Raw genomic sequence first — 14,176 nt, forward strand, 5'->3', positions numbered from 1 at the left:
AGCCCGTGTCGTCGTTCGTGCTGTTGTCCGATCCCCGCGTCGCCGCCCTGCCCGTCCGGGAATGCGGCGAGCCGTTGGTGGACCTGCGCGACACACAAGCCATCCGCGTCGACCCGCGTCTCGCCGACGAACTGGGTGCCTACGCGCACGTGCGGCTCAGTGTCGTCGACCGGCTCGTCGCCGCGCAGTGCCAACTTCCACGTGGGCTGCGCCTGCTGGTGATCGAAGGGTTCCGGCCATATGCCCTGCAGCAGCGGTACTTCGCGAGCTGCGTGACCCGAATCGGCCTGGCCAACCCGGACTGGCCGAGCGAGCCCGTGCACATCGAGGCCGCGACCTACGTGGCGCCACCGGAAGTGGCACCACACGTCGCGGGTGGCGCCGTGGACCTGACGCTCTGCACAGCGGACGGCGACGAGCTGCCGATGGGCACCGAGGTGAACGCCACCCCACCCGAGCACGGCGCCGAATGCTTCACCGCCTCCCCCGACATCGACACCGAGGCCAGGAAGAACCGAGACATGCTCATCGAGGCGATGACCACGACCGGTTTCGTGAACTATCCCAGCGAGTGGTGGCACTGGTCCTACGGGGACCGGTACTGGGCGTTGGTCACCGGTCCCACCCACGCCCGCTACGGCCCAGCCACCCTGGACCAGGCCTAACGGGGCGTGGTGTCGACAACGACGCGGTCGGCCGGCCGCCTGATCGGCATGCGCGCGAGCGGGGACGTGGTGCTGGCCGGCGTGCATGTCGCGGTCCCGGAGCGATCCCTGGTTGATCGGGCGGGGAAGGAGATCTTCACGACGTTGAGCGACGGGATCCGGAACAGCTGGACCGTGCTCTCCTCGACCCGGTACAGCTCGGCTATCACGCGCTCGTTCAGGAAGGACTCGTCCGCGGCGATCCGGTAGCCCTCGGCGTCGCGCATGAACAGCTCCATGGTGACCCAGAACGGACCCGCGTTCTTGGCGTGGACCTCGTGGGCGAGGTCCGCAAGGGTGGTCTCAGGCATTCACGTTCTCCCCATCTCGGTGCGGAACAGGCTGGTCGGGTCGTCGCAGTCGACGACGTGGTTCAGCACGAACTCGTACGCCGCGCCGCTCGACCTCGGCCGGCGAGGACGCGAGGCTCGGCAGGTAGTCCATGGCCGGGGTCGGCAGGTGCAGCATCAGCGGGTTGGCGACCTTGGCGACGGCCGTCGCGGTCGCCTGGTCGGGTGCGTTGACAAGCAGCATCACGCCGACCTCTCGCGGCGGCCCGCTCTCGGGCTCGAGGTCGCCGAGCACCGCGTTGTGGCCGTACGGGCGGAGGTCGAAGGCGTACTCGTCGTCCGCCAGCCCCAGCGTCTGGCTCACCCGCTGCGTGATCATCGTGCACATCAGCTCCGCCCAGGCGTCGATCTCGGCGAGGATGCGGGGGTCCCGGATCGCGGTGAACGACATGGTCTCGTAGCCGGTGACCCGGGCGCCTTCCAGCTTGATCGTGTACTGGTCGGCGACGTGGAACCTCGACCCGGACGATCCGGTCGTCGACCGCGGCGTACCGCGCGTCCCGAACGTCGAGGGTGCCGTCGGGCTCCCGCATCTCGAACGGGTGCGCGGTCTCGTAGAGCATGTGGGCGGCGACCGACATCGGCGTGCACGACACCGCGCGGTCAAGCGGCTCGAAGGTGAAGCCGCCAGCGTCGACGGTGGCCAGGACTCCGCCCGCGCGCGGGTTGCTGGTGCACTGACCGCCGCACTCGACGATCTTGGCGGCGTGCCACGTCGGCCCGGCGGGCATCCCTTTCATCAGCGGGTAGGCGGCGGCCACCGCGGTATCGGTGGCACGGCCGGCGAGCACGACCTGGGCACCGGCGCGGAGTGCCGCGACGATCGGTCGTGGCCCATCGCGCCGATGATGTGGGTGCAGCTCTCGAGGGGCTCGGCCCGCAGTTTGTCCCAACGGTGGCAGCGGGTAGATCCGGCCGGCGTCGAGGAACTCCCTTCAACTCGGCCGCGTTCTGCTCGCCGTAGATCCGCGCGACCTTCAGGTCCAGGCCCTCCTCCGCCATCACCTCGGCGCGACTTCGCACGGCGGCTGTCCTGGGCGGGCGTTCCGGTCGAGCTGCACATCTATCCAGGCGGCATCCACGGCGGTGAAAGCCTCGCGCCGGACGCCGAACTGAGCGGTTCGAGTCCGCGGCTACCGGCACGACGCGCCCTCCACCGGGCGCCCGGCGACGAGGATCCGCCCGGATGACACCGGGTCGGTCAGGTCAGCACTTCGCGGCCGCTCGTAGTCCGGACTCGACCGCGCCTTCCAGGTATCCGGTCCAGGTCCGGGTTGTTTCCGTGCCCGCCCAGTGGACCCGCCCCGCGGGGGTCGGCGGCGCGGTGAAGGTGGCGAGGGCGCCTACCCGGGGAAGTGCCGAGTGGCCGCCGCCTACGTGCGGGTCCTCCTGCCATGCCTTCTCGTGCCAGTCCACGGGATGGTGAGCGGCGGCGCCCAGCGCGTGGGCGGCGGTGTCCAGCACGGTGGTCCTGCGGTCTTCCGGGGGCATCGCGGCGAGGGTGCGGGCGCGGTGTCCGGGGACGAGCACGGCCACGATGGCGTGGTCCGCGCGGATCGAGCCGCTCGGGGTGTCGACCAGGACGTGGTCGGGGTGCGGGTGATCGCGGTCGTCGGGCGGGCCAGGTGGACGTCGAGGTCGGCGGCCATCCGTTCAACGAGCACCCGGCGCCTTCGGTGAGCAGCGACTCCTGTGCGCCGCCTTCGACTCCGAGCATCGATCGGAGCCCGCCCGAAGCCCGAACCACCGCGGTGAACGCGTGCAGGGACACCTGGTCGACGTCGGCTGCGAGGGGTTGATGACCACTTCCAGCAGGGCGCGTGCCTTTCGGTGCGGGATCTTGGTCAGCCAGTCGGCGACTGTCGTAATGCCGCCCAAGTCCACCGCCGAGCCTCCGGCCGATCGGACGGTCTGGGCGCGACCGCCCACCCGGTCCGCCGCTTTCAGCACCGTGACGTCGACGTTCTTGCGGCGAACTCTTGGGCCGCGGTGAGCCCCGCGAAGCCTGCCCCTATGACGACCACGTTCATGCAACGATAGTTGTACAACGTCTGTTGCATTTAAAGGGTAGGCTGACCGCATGCCCCGCCAGATCGATCACGCGGCCCGCCGTGAGGCCGTGAGCGACGCGGTCCTCGCCATCGCGGCCGACCACGGATTCACCGCCGTGACCATCCGTGCCGTCGCCGAACGGGTCGGTGCGTCCACCTCCGTGGTCACCCACTACGTGGCCGGCAGGGACGAGTTGCTCCGCCGTGCCGTGCGGCGGGAGATCGCCACGCGCAAGGCCCAGGCCGAGACGGCTGTCGCGGGCCTGTCCGGCGCTTCGGGCGTGCGCACCCTGGTGCGTTGGGCGGTCGCTGAGCTGGACGATCAGGTGCGCCGTTTCTGGCTGGCCCTGCTGACCACCCCCAGCGAGCCGGTGCTGCGAACCGAGTTGGACGAGTTCAACGCGTGGTGGGACGCACTCGTGCGCGGTTTCGTCGCCGAGTCCGGCGTCCCGGATCCCGACGTCGTCGCCGACACGTTGGACGTCGTCGTCGATGGCATGATCATCGCGAGGTTCGAGGAACCGGGACCGGTGGACACGTCCAGACGCGACCGAGTGCTCGATCGCGTCTGGACGGCGCTCGGTCTCCAGACGTCGGCGTCGGGGATGCAGGTGCCCGCCGGGTGGTGGCCCGGCGGGCATGGCCTGTCGTCCGGTCGTGGTCAGTGAACGGAGTTGGGTTGGGCGGAGAGGAGGGTTTGGGTCCAGCCGCGTTCGTCGACGACGCCGTTGCCGGTCAGGTCCTTGCCGTTGCCGTCGTAAGGGTTGGCGTCGACGTAGCGGAACATGGACCCCTCAGGCCGGTGTCCGAAGTAGACACCACCACCCGGCGACAGCAGATGATCGAAGACCTGCCAAGTGGAGGAACGGAGCTCGTGACGCTTCCAGCTCCCCGGCCCGCTGATCTTGTAGGAGAGCAGAGCACCACCACTGGTCGTGCCGAGTAACCAGTCGGGGCCGGTGGCGGTAAGCGTCTTGAGCGTGAAACCACTCTCCTCGATGATCTTGTAATCGGTGATGTTGCCCGCACCCGGCTTCGTAGCGGTAATCGTGTAGCGGTGCAGCCTCCCCGAACCGGAAATACCGTAAAGGTGCCCACTTCCGTCGTAGGCGAGGAGTCGGTGGGTCCAGCCGCCACCAAGGTGGACAGGACGTTCGTAGCGAAGCGACTCACGGTTGGTGATGACGTCCACCCGGTAGAGCTGACCACCCGTGGACGTGATCAGCAGCGTGTTGAAGTTCAACGTCGCCATCGCCACGGGCGTGAACCCGAGGGCGGCCGTAGAAACCCGCACATTCCCACGATCACCAGTAGCAGCATCAATGGGCGTGTAGGTCAGACGACCGTCGTCCAACACCCCGTAGACCGACGCCGTGCCGGTGGGACCGCCGCCCCACTGGCCGAAGTCGGTCGCGTGTGCCTCGTTGCGGTCGCAGTCCTCTCCGTCCACCTTGATGCCGTTCTTCACCTGCCGCAGCTCCGCACGGGAGTCCCACCTGCCGTTGGACCAGGCATAGGTCTGCCAGCCCCAGGTGATCTTCCCGGCGTCGAACAGTCGGTCGATCGGCCCGTACCCGCCATAGGCCCCGGTACGACCGCGGCCGATGACCGAGGCCACTCCGTCGAAGTAGGAGTTGATCGCGGCCTGCTGCCCGGAGCTGGCGTCGAAGTCGACGCTGAAGTAGATCGGCCGGGACGCCGGCATGCCGCAGGCGATGGCCTGCCGGTGCGCCTCGGTGGCGTTGCTGACGCCCTTGGAGTACCCGTCGAGCGCCTCGTTCGCCCGGTACTCCCAGTTGCTGACGATGTCCAACCCGACCGCGCGCAACCTGTCCGCCTCGGACCTGGTCAGGTTCTTCCCGGTGTCGTCCCAGCTAAGGTAGCGGCACACGAACGTATACCCAGCCGCGACGATGGCACTCGGCCGCGGCCTCCCCCATGAGTAGTCGATGCCGAGGCGCACCGCGCTGGATGCGATGTCTGCCCCGGCCCTGCCGGGGAGGGCCAGTGCCGCCGCGCCGCCCAGTGCCGCCGCGCCGGCTCCGCGCATCAGTGTCCGACGAGAAAGGTGTCCCATGGCTGCCTTCCGTTCGCTCGCGCCGGAGGTCACGACGTGACGGAGTTGGGTTGGGCGGAGAGGAGGGTTTGGGTCCAGCCGCGTTCGTCGACGACGCCGTTGCCGGTCAGGTCCTTGCCGTTGCCGTCGTAAGGGTTGGCGTCGACGTAGCGGAACATGGACCCCTCAGGCCGGTGTCCGAAGTAGACACCACCACCCGGCGACAGCAGATGATCGAAGACCTGCCAAGTGGAGGAACGGAGCTCGTGACGCTTCCAGCTCCCCGGCCCGCTGATCTTGTAGGAGAGCAGAGCACCACCACTGGTCGTGCCGAGTAACCAGTCGGGGCCGGTGGCGGTAAGCGTCTTGAGCGTGAAACCACTCTCCTCGATGATCTTGTAATCGGTGATGTTGCCCGCACCCGGCTTCGTAGCGGTAATCGTGTAGCGGTGCAGCCTCCCCGAACCGGAAATACCGTAAAGGTGCCCACTTCCGTCGTAGGCGAGGAGTCGGTGGGTCCAGCCGCCACCAAGGTGGACAGGACGTTCGTAGCGAAGCGACTCACGGTTGGTGATGACGTCCACCCGGTAGAGCTGACCACCCGTGGACGTGATCAGCAGCGTGTTGAAGTTCAACGTCGCCATCGCCACGGGCGTGAACCCGAGGGCGGCCGTAGAAACCCGCACATTCCCACGATCACCAGTAGCAGCATCAATGGGCGTGTAGGTCAGACGACCGTCGTCCAACACCCCGTAGACCGACGCCGTGCCTGAGATGTCGCGCGCGCCGAGCGGTTCGGTGTATCCGACGATGTCGCCGTCGCTACGACTGTAGGACCTCTGGCTGATGCGGTCGCTGCTGTTTCCCTCGATGGTGTAGACGGTGCTGCTGTTGGCGGACTTCACCACGCCGACGTGGTCGATCGAGCCGTTGCCTTCCCAGTCGAAACTGATCGCGTCTCCCGGCTGGGGCGTGTACCCACTGCTACGGGCGTGCCACCCGCCGTAGGTCTGCCCGTACTCCTTGAACGACCTGGCCCACCCGGTCAGGACATCGCCGTCGCCGACAATCACCTTCCGGACCCCGGCCTTGTACCAGGCGTACTTGACGAAGTCGGCGCACCAGTCGCTGTCGCGCCACTGCACCCCGTGATGCGGACAGCCGCTGCTAGACTTCCAGTTGCGCATGAACCCGGTGTAGTAGTTGCAGCCGCTGCCCATGGGCCGCTCGACGTTACGCGTCGAGTTGTCGTACTCCCCCTGCGCGATCGACACGATCTCCGATCTGCTCGCCGCGGCCGCTTCTTGCGAAGCGATCGCACCCAACGTCGCGGTGAACGTGACCGCACCCACCACAGCGGCAGTCAGCATCGCACCGACCCTCAAGCCTCTTGTCCGAATTGTTCGAAGTCGACCCACAATCCCGTCCCTTCGGTTAACCTTGGCCCGTCGTCGACACCCTCGACCAGGACGGTTCAACTTCGCTGTAGCCCGACTGCAACGGTGCCGCGGGCGAGAGCTCAGCCTCTCGGGGAGGGCGGATGGAGTTTCGGCTGCTCGGACCGATGGAGGCGGTCGGCGCGACCGGGCCCGTCGCGCTGCGCGGGGTGAAGCCAAGGGCACTGCTCGCCGCGTTACTGCTCGAACGTGGCCGGACCGTCCCGGTCGACCGGCTGATCGAGGTGGTCTGGGGCGACGACCCGCCCCCCACCGCACGTGCCGTGCTGCAGACCTACGTCGCGACCCTGCGCCGGACGCTCAACGACGCGGGCCTGCCGCAGGTCATCGCCTCCGACCGGTACGGCTACCGTGCCGAGGTCCCCGACAACGCGGTGGACGCGCGGGTGTTCGAACGGCACGTGGAGCAGGGCAGGCTGGCCGCGCACCGCGGCGAACACGACGAGGCCGCACAGAGCTTCCGCGCTGGGCTCACCCTGTGGCGCGGGCCGGCGCTGGGCGACCTCGGGGAGTCGTTCCTGCGGGCCGAGGCCGCGCGGCTGGGCGAGCTACGGCTGACCGTGGTCGAGGAACGGATCGGCGCGGACCTGGCGGCGGGCCAGGGTCCGGGACTGCTCGCCGAGCTCACCGAGCTGGTCACCCTGCACCCGACCAGGGAGCGGCTGCGCGGCGGCCTGATGACCGCGCTGTATCGGGCGGGCCGCCAAGCCGACGCGCTGGAGGTGTACCAGCGCGGCCGGCAGGCCCTGCAGGACGAGCTGGGCATCGACCCCGGCCCGGAGCTGAGCCGGCTGCACGAGGCGATCCTGCGCGGCGACCCCGCCCTACTCCCGGCCGCGCCCCGCCCGGCACGGCAGCTACCCTCGCCGCCGGCCGACTTCATCGGCAGGGACGCCGAGATCGCGGCCCTGTCCACCGCGCTGGTCCGACCGGACACGATGCCGATCGGCGTCATCTCCGGCGCGGGCGGCATGGGCAAGTCGACTCTCGCGCATCGGGTGGCCCACGAGCTCGCCGACCACTTCCCCGACGGCCAGTATCACCTCGAGCTGCACGGCTCGACCGCGAGCCCGGCGGGCGCCGAGCAGCTGCTGGCTCGGCTCCTGCGCGACATCGACCCCCTGGCCGCCCAACCGCCCGGGTCGCTCGACGAATGGGTGGCCCGGTACCGGACACGGCTCGCGGGCACCCGCACACTGGTGGTGCTCGACGACGCCGCGACCGAGGCGCAGGTGCGGCCGCTGCTGCCCGGCAGCCCCGGCTGCGCGGTGATCGTCACCTCGCGGAACCGGCTCTCCGCGCTCGCCGGCGCGACGTTCACCGAACTCGGAGTGCTGCCCGAAGACGCCGCGACCGGCCTGCTGGCCCGGATCGCCGGTGCCGACCGGGTGTCGGCCGAGTCGGCGGCGGCCACCGAGATCACCCGGCTGTGCGGACGGCTGCCGCTGGCCATCCGCGTCGCCGGCGCGCGGCTGGTGTCGCGCCGGCAGTGGTCGCTGGCCCGGCTGGTCGACCGGCTCGCCGACGAGAGGCACCGGCTGAACGAGCTGACGGTCGGTGACCAGCAGGTGGGAGCCAGCATCAACCTGAGCTACGCGCTCCTCCCCCGCCGCGCGCGGACCACACTGCGCCGGCTGGGCCTGCTCAGCCTGCCGTCCTTCAACGCCTGGGTCGCCGCCGCGGCGATGGCGGTCGGCCTGGACGAGGCGGAACGCGTACTGGAGGACCTGGTCGACGTCTCGCTCGTCGAGATCGAGGGCACCGACCCGGTCGGTCTCATCCGGTACCGCCTGCACGACCTCATCAGCCTGTTCGCGCTGGAACGTGCCATGGACGAGGAGCCGCCGGCGGATCGCGCGGCCGCGGTGGAGCGGGTGCTCGGCGGGTGGATCTGGCTGGTCGAGCGCATCAACGAGGACAGCACGCCGCACCTGCCGTCGGTCCAGGCCGAGTTCCGGCTGGGCCGTGCCGTCGACCAGGAGGTCGCCCGGCGGGTCGTGGCCCGGCCCTACGACTGGTTCCGCGCCGAGGAGGACGCGCTGATCGTGGCGATCGAGCGGGCCGCGGCCATGGGCCTGGACGGGGTGGCGGTGGAGCTCGCCGCCGCGCTGTCCGGCACCGCGTTCGGCGGCCACCACCGCGTCTTCGACAACCCGTTCGGATCCTGGCAGCGCACGCACGACGCCGCGCTCACCGCCGCCCGCGGCAACGGCAACGTGCTGGGTGAGGCGGCGCTGCTGGCGGGGCTCGGCCAGCTCTACTACGAACTGGACGACTACCCCCGTTCCCGCGGTTACCTCAGCGACGCGCTGTCGGTGTTCCGGGCCGCCGGCGACGCCAGGGGCGAGGCCACTGCACTCGCAGCGCTCGGCGCCGCCTGCCGCGAACAGGGTTACCTGCCCGAGGCACTGCACTTCCTCGAACGGGCCAAGCAGCAGTGGGCGGGCCTGTCCGATCCGGGCGCGATGGGCCATGCCCGCCGCCTCGCCGGCACCGTGCGCCTGGAGATGGGTGACTACCCGGGGGCGCTGGACGATCTGACCGAGGCGCTGGCGCTGTTCACCGAGGCCGGTTCGCGTCGCGGTGAGGGCCTGGCACTGCGGAACCTGTCGCTGTACCACCGGGCCCGCGACGAGTGGACACGGGCGGCTGAGCTCGCCCGCGCGGCGCTCACGATCTTCGAACAGACCGAGGACCGGCTGCTCGTCGCGTACTCCAAGCGCGCACTTGGCAAGGCGCTGCTGCGGCTCGGAGACCCCGTCGCGGCGGAGTCACTGGTGGCGGACGCGCTGGCGGTCGCCCGCGCGCTCGGTGACCCCTTCGGCCATGCCTGCGGCCTGTGGGTGATGGGCGAGGTACGTCTCGTGGACGGCCGCCTGTACCAGGCGCGGGACTGCCTCGAGGACTCGCTGCGGCGGTGGACCGACCTGCGTAGCGAGCTGTTCCGCGCGCGGACGGTGCACACCCTGGCGAAGATGCACCAGGCGCTTGGCGACGGACCCACCGCCCAGCGGTTGACCGCGGAAGCCATGGAAACCTTCCGCACCTACGGTGCCCGCGAGTACGCCGAGTCCTCCGGCGGGTGAGCGCGGCATCGCCCGGACCCCGGCCGAGCACGCGTACCTCGACCCGGCACGATGCCGTCGTGACCGACTGGACCGGCATGACCAAGCAGCTGCTCGAGGGTGTGCGCGACTGCGACCCGATCTACCGCCCGACGAACTTCTGGACGCCGGGCCTTGCGGGACATCCTCGCCGACCTCGAGCAACAGGGTCTGGAGGGGTTCAAGTCCTGGCCGACGGCCGGCTACTGGTTCTACCCGAGCTACCGCACTCCCCTGTCGCCCCGGAACTTCGAGAAGACCTTCAAGCTCGCGCTCAAGGAGAACCCGGCCCTGTCCAAGGTCTCGTGGATGCGCACCATGAACGGCTTCCACGAGGCACTGCGGTACTTCGACGCCGCGCGGCTGACCTGGGACCAGTCCCGCTGCCCGTTCGATCTGGAGGGCTTCGGCGAGAGCGCGGTCGGCCGGCCCGCTCGGCACTACGCGCTCACCGACGACGACTCGGTCCGGTGGGGCAGGCCGTACCTGAGCTACCTGCGGTGCCTCGCCGCGCTGTCCCGGCACGTCGACGAGCCGCCCCGGCACTTCCTCGAGATCGGCCCGTCACCTCCGACCGGATCGTCGAGATGTTCGGCAGGCACGGGTACACCGTGTGCGGCCGCTATGGCAGGCCGCTCATCTACAGCGCAGGCGAACTGGCGGTGCTCAAACGGGCCTGACCCCCGCTGGCGACGGGCCGTCGGACGAATTCGGGCGACTGGGTGCGCGCGGGGAGGCATCATTGGTCGCGATGAGATCAGCAGAGTGAACGCGCATCAACCGCAGCGCTCCGACCTGCTGGATCTCCATCTGCGCGGGTCAGGGCGAGGGCCATGACTACGTTGACACGGTAGAGGTCACTGGTTCGATCCCAGTATCGCGCACCATCTGTTTCCCCAGGTCAAACCCCCTCCGGTGATCACCATCAGCGGGGGTTTCGTCGTTGCTGGGAATCGCGGCACGATCCCGCCGTCCCACACCAGGGCCAGCGCCTTCTCCCGGCGCGCGGCGAATGGGGCCGCGCAGTAGGCGCCGAGCAGATGATTGGCCACGTGGGTGAAGCCGGCGTAGCCACCGCTTCCGCCCTGGACGTCCTGGCCCGCGAAGGTGTGCCGCTGCAGTGGTCCCGCATCGCCAGGACCTTCCACGTAGGGCGCGACAGCGAGTTCCACCGATCGCTCGCCGTCGCCGATGGAGACGGCGTGTGCGCCCCCTCGCGCGTACCGGCCGTCGACGAACTGGTCGACGTCACTCGGCGACAACCCATCACCAGCGAGGATGTCCGTCACCTGCTGGAGGCTGCCGAGGGAACTGTAACGTTCTCCGCTTCCCAGCTTTTCGATTTCGACGCTGAATCGAAGACGGCCGTCCTCGACGACCGCGACCGCACCGTCGTGCGATGCCTTGATTCCGCAGATAATCACGACAAGTCGTCTCCCCGTGTTGGGGGATGACATATCCTGAGTCGAAGTGTGAAGCGGCACCTCCCACGCGGCCGCGGATTTTCTCGCTTACCCGGCCGACTCGTCCGTAGCGCTTGCCAGCGCGCGGTTGTTCAGCATGGGATAGAACACCAATGTGACCAGGATGAGGAAAACACCACCGGCGACATACGGAAACTGGACGGCGAACGCGCTGGCAAGCACGCCGCCAAGTGCCGCGCCAACCGGCCCTCCAGCCATTACTACCAGTCTACTCGACGAAAGCACCCTCCCCAAGAGTTCACGAGGCACGATCTGCTGGCGCAATGTGTTCACCACGACCTTCTCCGCGGTCATCAGCGCACCGGTCAGCATCATCATCGCGGCCGCAACCCACGAATTGGCGACAAGTCCCAGCACCAGAACGGCCGCGCCCACGCCGGCTTTGGCCGTGAGCAGCACGGTGCCGGAGCCGAATCGCTTGCTGGCGACCGCGGCCGCCAGTCCCCCGGCCGTTGCGCCGACCGCGCTGGCCGTCAGCAACAAACCGAAACCGAAATCCGGAAGTCCGAGGACCTCTTTGGCCAGCAGCACGAGCATGGCGAACTGAGCGGTGGCCACGACGTTGCCGAGGCAGGAAACCATGGCCAGCGCCCGCAGCGTCCGGTTCCCGAACAACCACCGAATGCCCTCGACGATTTCGCTCCGCACGCTCGGGCGCGAAGCGTCGGACGTCTCCTTCGTCTTGGCATCCGTCCGGATCGAGAGGATCAACAGGCCGCTGGCGGCGAACGAGAGAGCGTTGCCGGCGAACGGCAGGAAGTTCCACACACCGAACAAGGCGGAACCGAGCGGAGGCCCCACGAAGTCCTCACCGTTGATGTCCGCCGCGGCGATCCGCCCGTTCGCCGTTGCCAGGTTCCGCGGATCCCGCGACACGAAATCGGGAATGGCCGACTGGGCGGCGAGGTCGAAGAAGACCTGGCCGATGCCCAGCAGGAACGCCGCGAGCACCAGCCACACCAGGTTCACCTGCGCAGTCAGGATCAGCACCGCGAGAGCGACCAGGACGGCGAATCGGCCCAGGTCAGCCCACACCATCAGCCGCCGGCGGTCCAGCCGGTCCACCACGACACCGGCGTGCAGCGAGAGCAGCACCCAGGGAATCTCGGCGGCCATGACGACGAAGCTCAACGCCATCGGGCTGCTGCTGCTCTGCAGCGCCAGCAGGGGCAACGCGGCGACGTGCATGCCGGTGCCGATGGCCGACACAAGCGTGGCGCCGAAGAGTCTGTGGAAGCGACCTCCCAGTCTCACCTTGGCGTCGTCAGACTCCTTCGTGGGCACTTCGAGAAGTCCTCCGGTTAGACGTTCACAGCAAAATACTCCAGCGCTGACTAACGCGTCTAATCGTACCGCGCGAACACGTCCAAGACGATTTTCCGATGCTCAAAACAGGTTCCACGTTCATCATCTCCTCGTGCTGACAGTCGATCGAGTAGGTCGCCACTCCTCCCTGGGCGAGGTGAGCCCACCACGGTCGCGAACGATCTGCGGCGTCCTGAGATCCCGCAGCCTCGACGCTGACGACTTTTCCACCGAATGCCCGCGACTCGTGGGCACCGAGAGGCCGAACGCAGTGATCGGTCATCGCCGACAGTTTGGCCACGTTGCCTTCGGGTAGATCGTCCAATATTCCTCCGGCGGCACAGCGAATCGATTGTTCGATCAGCGAAAGAACGTCCTCCGGAAGATCTTTTGCGGTTTCCTCGTTCCCGAGCTCGACGGGAGGAGCGTCGAAAAGGATGAGAACCGGGACTTCCTCGCCGAGATCCTCGAGTGCTACTGCCATCTCTTGGGAAACGACGCCACCGAAGGACCATCCAGCTAATAAATGGGGGGCCATGCGGTTATGGCTACAATCCGTGGACCGGATGCTTCTTCGGGATGTACGGCAGTAGACGTGAGTAACACCAGCTCAGTCCACCGGCCGGGTGGACGAAAAATACTGGAGTGCCGTCTCCTGCTGTCTTAGTGGTAGCACCGTGGCAAGCGAATCAGACTGGGCAGCATCAAGCCGTACCGCCAAGTCTGCGACGGTGGGCGCTTCGAACAGTGTCCTGACCGCCACTTCAGCACTCAACGTCGAGCGAATCTGACTCACCAGGCGAACAGCCAGCAAAAGAATGCCCACCCAGATCGAAAAGGTTATCGTCAATCCCTATACTACTTACATCCAAGACCTCAGCAAACAACTCACACAGTATCTCCTCGCGAGCATTTCTGCGGACCCCACGACAGGACCGAACCACCGAAATCCGGAGCAGGCAACGCCCACCTATCCAAATTTCATTTGAGGTCAGCGACAACGCGCCCATTATCACCACCGCGGCAGGCACCATATAACCTGGCAGTACCCCGCTTACAAAACGACGCACCTCGACCGGATCGACATCACCCACCACGTACGCAACTAAGCGCTTGTTGCCGAGCCGGTCCTCGCGTGCAACCACCGCAGCGTGGGCCACGCCCGGACATCGCGCCAACGCCGGCTCAACCTCACCCTCCTCGATACGGAAACCCCGGATCTTCACCTTATCGGCACGACCCACATACTCCAGCTCACCGGTTCGGTTCCACCGCACCAAATCCCCGGTCCGGTACAACCGGCCACCACCGAACGGGTTCGCCACAAAGCGGGCCGCCGTCAACCCACTTCGACCCCAGTATCCCTGCGCCACCCCGAGGCCACCGAGGTACAACTCCCCACAACGCCAACCGGCATAAGCGCGAGTCGTTAATCCAGCACAAAGGACGCCGCTGACGGCAGTGGGCCACCGATCGGGCTCACCCCGCCGGTCGTGTCGGCCGCGGTCAACTCCCGGAACGACGGGTGCACCGTACCCTCGGTGATCCCATACATGTTGATCAGCCGAGGCCGCCCGGCGAACGCCTCGAACGCCGCTAGCATCCTGGCAGAGCTGCTTTGGGTTGGTGAGAGGATTCGACAGAACGATCATCTGGAGCTCCTCG

At 68.0% G+C, this 14,176-nt stretch carries 15 protein-coding genes, 1 tRNA gene and 1 pseudogene; 5 read left to right on the plus strand and 12 right to left on the minus strand.

From position 1 onward, the window contains the following. Positions 1-5: 5 nt before the first annotated feature. Positions 6-665 carry a M15 family metallopeptidase gene (locus tag KOI47_RS21085; protein WP_216206204.1) on the plus strand — a complete coding sequence of 220 codons (660 nt, stop codon included), beginning with the start codon at positions 6-8 and terminating at the stop codon, positions 663-665. Here KOI47_RS21085 and KOI47_RS21090 read toward each other — a convergent pair. The 5 genes and pseudogenes from KOI47_RS21090 to KOI47_RS36490 form a co-directional block, all read right to left on the minus strand. Next, positions 662-1,015, minus strand: coding sequence for a DUF4387 family protein (locus tag KOI47_RS21090; protein WP_232376148.1), 354 nt, complete (start codon positions 1,013-1,015; stop codon positions 662-664). The genes KOI47_RS21085 and KOI47_RS21090 overlap by 4 nt on opposite strands. Beyond that, complete coding sequence (locus KOI47_RS35775) at positions 1,008-1,445, minus strand: hypothetical protein (protein WP_232376967.1); 438 nt, start codon at positions 1,443-1,445, stop codon at positions 1,008-1,010. The genes KOI47_RS21090 and KOI47_RS35775 overlap by 8 nt, the downstream gene beginning before the upstream one ends. A 121-nt stretch (positions 1,446-1,566) precedes the next feature. Then, positions 1,567-1,845, minus strand: a pseudogene (locus tag KOI47_RS35780) (acyclic terpene utilization AtuA family protein); the annotation flags it as partial. A 415-nt stretch (positions 1,846-2,260) separates the two neighbouring features. Further along, on the minus strand, positions 2,261-2,590 hold the full coding sequence (locus KOI47_RS21100) for an FAD-dependent oxidoreductase (RefSeq protein ID WP_216206207.1): 330 nt from the start codon (positions 2,588-2,590) through the stop codon (positions 2,261-2,263). A 117-nt stretch (positions 2,591-2,707) separates the two neighbouring features. Beyond that, positions 2,708-3,136, minus strand: coding sequence for an FAD-dependent oxidoreductase (locus tag KOI47_RS36490; RefSeq protein WP_232376149.1), 429 nt, complete (start codon positions 3,134-3,136; stop codon positions 2,708-2,710). Between KOI47_RS36490 and KOI47_RS21110 the strand changes: the two genes are divergently transcribed. After that, positions 3,135-3,773 (plus strand): TetR/AcrR family transcriptional regulator, encoded by a 639-nt coding sequence (locus tag KOI47_RS21110; RefSeq protein ID WP_216206211.1) that lies wholly within the window; start codon positions 3,135-3,137, stop codon positions 3,771-3,773. The genes KOI47_RS36490 and KOI47_RS21110 overlap by 2 nt on opposite strands. Here KOI47_RS21110 and KOI47_RS21115 read toward each other — a convergent pair. Both KOI47_RS21115 and KOI47_RS21120 read right to left on the minus strand, forming a co-directional pair. Continuing rightward, complete coding sequence (locus KOI47_RS21115) at positions 3,767-5,215, minus strand: DUF1906 domain-containing protein (RefSeq protein ID WP_216206214.1); 1,449 nt, start codon at positions 5,213-5,215, stop codon at positions 3,767-3,769. The genes KOI47_RS21110 and KOI47_RS21115 overlap by 7 nt on opposite strands. After that, positions 5,212-6,531 carry a CHAP domain-containing protein gene (locus tag KOI47_RS21120; RefSeq protein ID WP_216206217.1) on the minus strand — a complete coding sequence of 440 codons (1,320 nt, stop codon included), beginning with the start codon at positions 6,529-6,531 and terminating at the stop codon, positions 5,212-5,214. The genes KOI47_RS21115 and KOI47_RS21120 overlap by 4 nt, the downstream gene beginning before the upstream one ends. Positions 6,532-6,701: 170 nt before the next feature. On the opposite strand from KOI47_RS21120, the gene KOI47_RS21125 reads away from it, so the two are divergent. From KOI47_RS21125 to KOI47_RS21135, 3 genes are all read left to right on the plus strand, one after another. Continuing rightward, positions 6,702-9,704, plus strand: coding sequence for an AfsR/SARP family transcriptional regulator (locus tag KOI47_RS21125; RefSeq protein ID WP_216206218.1), 3,003 nt, complete (start codon positions 6,702-6,704; stop codon positions 9,702-9,704). Between the two features lie 153 nt (positions 9,705-9,857). After that, positions 9,858-10,559, plus strand: coding sequence for a hypothetical protein (locus tag KOI47_RS21130; protein WP_216206221.1), 702 nt, complete (start codon positions 9,858-9,860; stop codon positions 10,557-10,559). Then, positions 10,535-10,609: transfer RNA gene (locus tag KOI47_RS21135), tRNA-Ser, on the plus strand. The genes KOI47_RS21130 and KOI47_RS21135 overlap by 25 nt, the downstream gene beginning before the upstream one ends. Here KOI47_RS21135 and KOI47_RS21140 read toward each other — a convergent pair. The 5 genes from KOI47_RS21140 to KOI47_RS21160 form a co-directional block, all read right to left on the minus strand. Continuing rightward, the gene (locus KOI47_RS21140; protein WP_216206224.1) at positions 10,580-11,146 is read right to left on the minus strand and encodes a carbamoyltransferase N-terminal domain-containing protein; all 567 of its coding nucleotides are present in this window, start codon (positions 11,144-11,146) and stop codon (positions 10,580-10,582) included. The two genes, KOI47_RS21135 and KOI47_RS21140, sit on opposite strands and share 30 nt — an antisense overlap. Before the next feature lie 87 nt (positions 11,147-11,233). Continuing rightward, a complete protein-coding gene (locus KOI47_RS21145; protein ID WP_216206227.1) occupies positions 11,234-12,490 on the minus strand; it encodes an MFS transporter in 1,257 nt (418 codons plus the stop codon). A gap of 25 nt (positions 12,491-12,515) precedes the next feature. Next, positions 12,516-13,049 (minus strand): thioesterase domain-containing protein, encoded by a 534-nt coding sequence (locus KOI47_RS21150; RefSeq protein ID WP_216206232.1) that lies wholly within the window; start codon positions 13,047-13,049, stop codon positions 12,516-12,518. A gap of 72 nt (positions 13,050-13,121) precedes the next feature. Continuing rightward, the gene (locus tag KOI47_RS21155) at positions 13,122-13,337 is read right to left on the minus strand and encodes a phosphopantetheine-binding protein (protein ID WP_232376968.1); all 216 of its coding nucleotides are present in this window, start codon (positions 13,335-13,337) and stop codon (positions 13,122-13,124) included. After that, positions 13,276-14,163: a non-ribosomal peptide synthetase gene (locus KOI47_RS21160; protein WP_232376150.1), complete on the minus strand. Its 888-nt coding sequence runs from the start codon at positions 14,161-14,163 to the stop codon at positions 13,276-13,278. The genes KOI47_RS21155 and KOI47_RS21160 overlap by 62 nt, the downstream gene beginning before the upstream one ends. Positions 14,164-14,176 lie beyond the last annotated feature (13 nt).

The organism is Amycolatopsis aidingensis, from assembly GCF_018885265.1.
Lineage (GTDB): Bacteria > Actinomycetota > Actinomycetes > Mycobacteriales > Pseudonocardiaceae > Amycolatopsis > Amycolatopsis aidingensis.

Coding starts and splice junctions, on each gene's coding strand:
- KOI47_RS21110 (WP_216206211.1), top strand. CDS start 3,135: ATGCCCCGCCAGATCGATCACGCGGCCCGCCGTGAGGCCGTGAGCGAC.
- KOI47_RS35775 (WP_232376967.1), bottom strand. CDS start 1,445: ATGTCGTTCACCGCGATCCGGGACCCCCGCATCCTCGCCGAGATCGAC.
- KOI47_RS21150 (WP_216206232.1), bottom strand. CDS start 13,049: ATGGCCCCCCATTTATTAGCTGGATGGTCCTTCGGTGGCGTCGTTTCC.
- KOI47_RS21120 (WP_216206217.1), bottom strand. CDS start 6,531: ATGCTGACTGCCGCTGTGGTGGGTGCGGTCACGTTCACCGCGACGTTG.
- KOI47_RS36490 (WP_232376149.1), bottom strand. CDS start 3,136: ATGCGGTCAGCCTACCCTTTAAATGCAACAGACGTTGTACAACTATCG.
- KOI47_RS21160 (WP_232376150.1), bottom strand. CDS start 14,163: ATGATCGTTCTGTCGAATCCTCTCACCAACCCAAAGCAGCTCTGCCAG.
- KOI47_RS21090 (WP_232376148.1), bottom strand. CDS start 1,015: ATGCCTGAGACCACCCTTGCGGACCTCGCCCACGAGGTCCACGCCAAG.
- KOI47_RS21125 (WP_216206218.1), top strand. CDS start 6,702: ATGGAGTTTCGGCTGCTCGGACCGATGGAGGCGGTCGGCGCGACCGGG.